This window comes from Acinetobacter sp. UBA6720 (assembly GCF_002454215.1).
Taxonomy (GTDB): Bacteria; Pseudomonadota; Gammaproteobacteria; order Pseudomonadales; family Moraxellaceae; genus Acinetobacter.
In genome coordinates this window covers 1-4,442 of record NZ_DKIK01000055.1, presented here as the reverse complement: position 1 = coordinate 4,442, position 4,442 = coordinate 1, and the positions used below count along the sequence as shown (strand labels likewise).

Sequence of the window (4,442 nt, the reverse complement as noted above, 5' to 3'; positions counted from 1 at the left end):
GTTTTGATGCCGATACAATTTCAGCCATCAATCCACTGAAGAATGAGCAACCGTATTGGACGCAACATCTACTGGTTGTGGAGCAATGGCCACTTAAAAAAGTGCTAGATGAATTGTACCGTTATCAAAATGGAACCTATTTTCTCGCTCCTGAGCTTGAAAATGTGCATGTTTCAGGCGTATTTTCATTAAAAAACCCAAAACAAAGCCTAGAGAACTTGGCCTATACCCATCAGCTTGAGCTGGATTATTACAGTTCATATCTATTAAAAATAAAAAAAAGATAAAAATATGACCCTTTTTTTGAGCTGACTCGACTTATACAGAAATACACTCCCAGTCGAGAACACCGCATGAAGGATTATCAGGCAAAAAGTAGATTAGCAATGGCTATTCGGGCAGTTTTATGGGGCATGCCACTAATGGCAGGAAGCCTTACCACTACTGCTATTTATGCTGCCACAACTTATCCTGTGAATATTACAAAACTCCCTTTGGATCAGGCATTGAAGCAACTCGCAATCCAAACGGGTACCACGATCAGCTATGACGCAAAGACACTCTCAAGTTTGCAAGCCAAAGCACTAAAAGGTAATTATGCAGTAGATGAGGCTCTGGCTGTATTATTACAGCCTTATGCTTTGGTTGCAGTAAAAGTAAATCATGGTGGTTACAGCATTCAAGCGAAACAACGAGTTCAAGCTGAAACACGAGATGTTCAACTCGAAGCTATTCATAGCCAAGCCAATAAAAATGCTCAAAGTAGTCAGGCGACGAATCCAGATGGATCAGCTCAACTTGCAACTATTTCCCTTAAAGCAGATCAAGGCAATAATTTAACAACCGAAGGTTCTGGCCTTTATACAGCCAAAGCAACCACTGCATCTACAGGTTTAGCACTATCACTAAAAGAAACGCCACAATTGGTGAGTGTCATTACCCGCCAACAAATGGAAGATCAAAACCTGACGCAACTGACCGATGTTGTTTCACAAGCCGCAGGTTTAACCATTAGCCAAAATGGTAATATCGGCAGTGATAACTCACCTATTTATGCACGCGGTCAAACAGTTGATAACTATTTGCTTGATGGCGTAAAGCTGATGAGTTCATATACCAGTATCTTTCAAAGCCAAGACACTGCTTTATTTGACCGTGTTGAAGTGGTCCGTGGCGCCAATGGTTTAATGACTGGTGCAGGCTCTGCCAGTGCCAGTATTAATATGGTGCGGAAAAAACCTTTGCAAGATTTCAAAGCTTCCGTCAGCACCAGTGCAGGTTCTTGGGACACCTATCGTACCGATATTGATGTCTCTACACCATTAAACCAAGCAGGCACGATCCGTGGACGTACTGTTCTAGCCTACCAAACGGGCGATTCCTATATTGACCGTTATAGTGAGGAACGTAAAATTGCCTATGGAGTGGTTGAAGCAGACCTTACAGAAAAAACCAAAGCCAGTTTAGGGGTCAGCTACCAACAAATAGATATTTCAGGCATTGCTCGTGGTGGTTTACCTTCATTTTATACCGATGGTAGTCTCATCAACTGGTCACGTTCAGATTCAAATGCTGCAAGTTGGAGTAGTTCTGACCGAACAACAACTGCATATTTTGCAGATATTGAGCACCAATTTAACGAACGTTGGAAACTGAAAGGCACTGCATCTCGAACAATTACCGCTTCTGATGAAATTGTCGGTTATGGTTATTCCAGCTCAGGGATAAATAAAGAAACCGGCGCAGGTGCTGTACTTTACGGAACGCGTTGGGATTACGAGCCTACCCAAGACCTATTTAACTTAACCTTAAATGGTTCATTTGACTTACTCAACCAAACCCATGATGTGGTTTTAGGTACGACCTATGCAAAAAGTGAGAATAAGAGACCGACCTATTCTGGTTGGAGTGTAAGTACTTTAAATAATATTTTTACATGGGATGGAAACACCCCAGGTCGCCCTACTATGCCAATTAATGGTTCTTATAGTGGCGATGATCAAAGTCAATCTGTATTTGGTGCAATCCGTCTCAAACTGACAGATCCACTGGCGGTGATTCTAGGGACACGTGTAGAAAACTGGCAACGCGTTACTCGTAATTATAATACTGCAAATGTCGTTACCTCATATAAAAAACAACAAGAAAATGGGGAAGTTATTCCATACTTCGGCATTACTTATGACTTAACAGACCAATGGACTGGCTATGCTAGCTATACCACCATTTTCTCTCCACAAGACAAAATGGATATTAGTTTAGGTTATTTAGAGCCTCTAGTCGGGAATAGTACAGAACTCGGGATTAAAGGTGAGTTCTTTGATAATCAGTTAAACATTGGTGCGGCCATTTACCAAACCCAAGAGGACAACAAAGCTGTAGAAGTCCTTGATGCAAATGGCAATAAACATAAAATTAAAGGGCCTGATGGCAATCTAATTCAAGTTTACCGTACCGAATCTGGCACAAAAAGTCGTGGTTTTGAAATAGAAGGCACAGGCAAGTTAACAGATACATGGCAAGTTTCTGCAAGTTTTTCACGCAATATCTCTCAGGACAAAGATGGTAATAATTTAAATACCAATATCCCAAACAATACCGCTAAATTATTTACCACTTATACCCTGCCTTATCTCAACGAAGCTTTAACAGTAGGCGGTGGACTACGCTGGCAAAGTGAAATTTATCAATATAATGAGTCAAATAAGACTCTATTTACACAAGACAGCTATACATTGGTTGACTTGATGGCACGTTATAAGATCAATGAAAACCTACTGCTGAACTTCAATTTAAATAACTTATTTAATGAAAAATATCATCTATCAACCACCAACAGCTATTATGGTGCACCTACCAACTTTAGAGTAGGTCTGAAATACGACTGGTAAACTTAAATCTAAGAAATAAGTTATACCAATCTTTCACTCATCATTGAGTTCTATATCTGCGGCATTATTTTTGTATGAAAGTAATGCCGCTTTTTTATGTATTATTTTTCTCTCATGAAACGCGTCAGCTAGACAAAACGTTATCTCTTGTCCAAAAGTGCCTTCAAATGTTGTTGTACTGCAGGCCATTCAGTTTTTAAAATACTGTACACATACGTATCTCTTAAAATATCGTTTTGTACAATTTGATGACTTCTAAGCACCCCATCTAATTTTGCCCCCAAACGCTCAATTGCCGTCCGACTTTTAAAATTAAAAGAGGATGTACGGAACTCAACCGCAATACAATTCAAAATATCAAATGCATGCGTAAGCAGCAGATTTTTACACTCCGTATTGACATAACTGCGCTGCGCGGACTGGCTATACCATGTTGAACCAATTTCAACACGGCGATGCTCGGCTTCGATATTCATAAAAGTCGTCATCCCTAACAGCCTCCCACTGTTTCGTTCTTCCACCGTAAATGGCAACATACTCGCCAGCTGCTGTAAATCTAGGCGGCGTTGGATTTCCGCCGTCATCTGCTCAGGTGAAGGAATGCGGGTATACCACAGTTTCCATAGCTCGCCATCACGCACTGCATCACACAGTGCTGGTGCATGTTCCAACTTAAGCGGTTTTAATGTAATTCGTTCACCCTGTAAAACTACAGGTTTGAAGCACTGCATGGCTCACTCCTTATATTTCAATTATTTAACACAGCTCAAAATATTGTTATATGGACGTATTTTTTGCTGCTGCAATCAGATGCATCGCGTCTGCAATCTCAACCTGCCCGGTTTCTTTCAGTGCATTTGCCACACCTAGAACATCTCGCTGATCTTTGTTTTGTCCAAGTTTCAATTTGCCCTGCAAACGCGTAATTTCAATTTCAATCCCTACAATTGCTTTTAACATGGGTTCAAGATAATCCTTAGGTGCATCCGACATTTTCCATGGCTCTGGCTGTGTTGCTTCATGAGTTCGTGTCAAACGTGCCACCACACCACGCACATAACGCTCATCATCTCGAATAGTTACTCGACCATAAGCATGTACCACTCGATAGTTCCATGTCGGCACTTGCTGATGATGCTCTTGTTTGCTGGGATACCACTGCGGTGAGATATAAGCATCTCCCGCTCGAAAGACCACCATCACTTCATCACCATTATTCACATCCTGCCAAACAAGATTATGTCGAGAAACATGAGCATGTAACATCCCAAGTTCAGTATGATCGACTTGTAACTCAAAAGGTAAATGGTTTGCATCTAAACCACTTCGTCCATGGGTAAACAAAATACCCAATGGATAATTCTGTATGAGCTGATGTAGCTCTTCAACTTGGGTTACTTCAAATTCTGCAGGGATATACACAGCTTTGCCTCCTTGAGCTCATTATTGCTGTATTTGTTGTTGTAAATTCTCTGGTTTAATTGGATTATTCAAAAGTACCAGTATGTATTACTTTGAGTAGACCAGAATTATGGCAAGAATGGCAAAAGT

Annotated in this window: 3 protein-coding genes and 1 pseudogene; 2 read left to right on the top strand and 2 right to left on the bottom strand. The window is 40.8% G+C overall.

Going from position 1 to position 4,442, the window contains the following annotated elements:
• Both B4F08_RS04455 and B4F08_RS04450 read left to right on the top strand, forming a co-directional pair.
• Positions 1-287: pseudogene (locus B4F08_RS04455) on the top strand (histidine kinase); the annotation flags it as partial.
• 66 nt (positions 288-353) lie between these two features.
• Positions 354-2,891 carry a TonB-dependent siderophore receptor gene (locus B4F08_RS04450; RefSeq protein ID WP_291373432.1) on the top strand — a complete coding sequence of 846 codons (2,538 nt, stop codon included), beginning with the start codon at positions 354-356 and terminating at the stop codon, positions 2,889-2,891.
• A 140-nt stretch (positions 2,892-3,031) separates the two neighbouring features.
• Here the strand turns inward: B4F08_RS04450 and B4F08_RS04445 are convergent, their stop codons facing one another.
• Both B4F08_RS04445 and B4F08_RS04440 read right to left on the bottom strand, forming a co-directional pair.
• Entirely contained in the window at positions 3,032-3,622 is a 591-nt protein-coding gene (locus tag B4F08_RS04445) for a GNAT family N-acetyltransferase (RefSeq protein ID WP_291373430.1), read from the bottom strand.
• Between the two features lie 46 nt (positions 3,623-3,668).
• Positions 3,669-4,313, bottom strand: coding sequence for an FMN-binding negative transcriptional regulator (locus tag B4F08_RS04440; RefSeq protein ID WP_086209380.1), 645 nt, complete (start codon positions 4,311-4,313; stop codon positions 3,669-3,671).
• Positions 4,314-4,442: the final 129 nt, after the last annotated feature.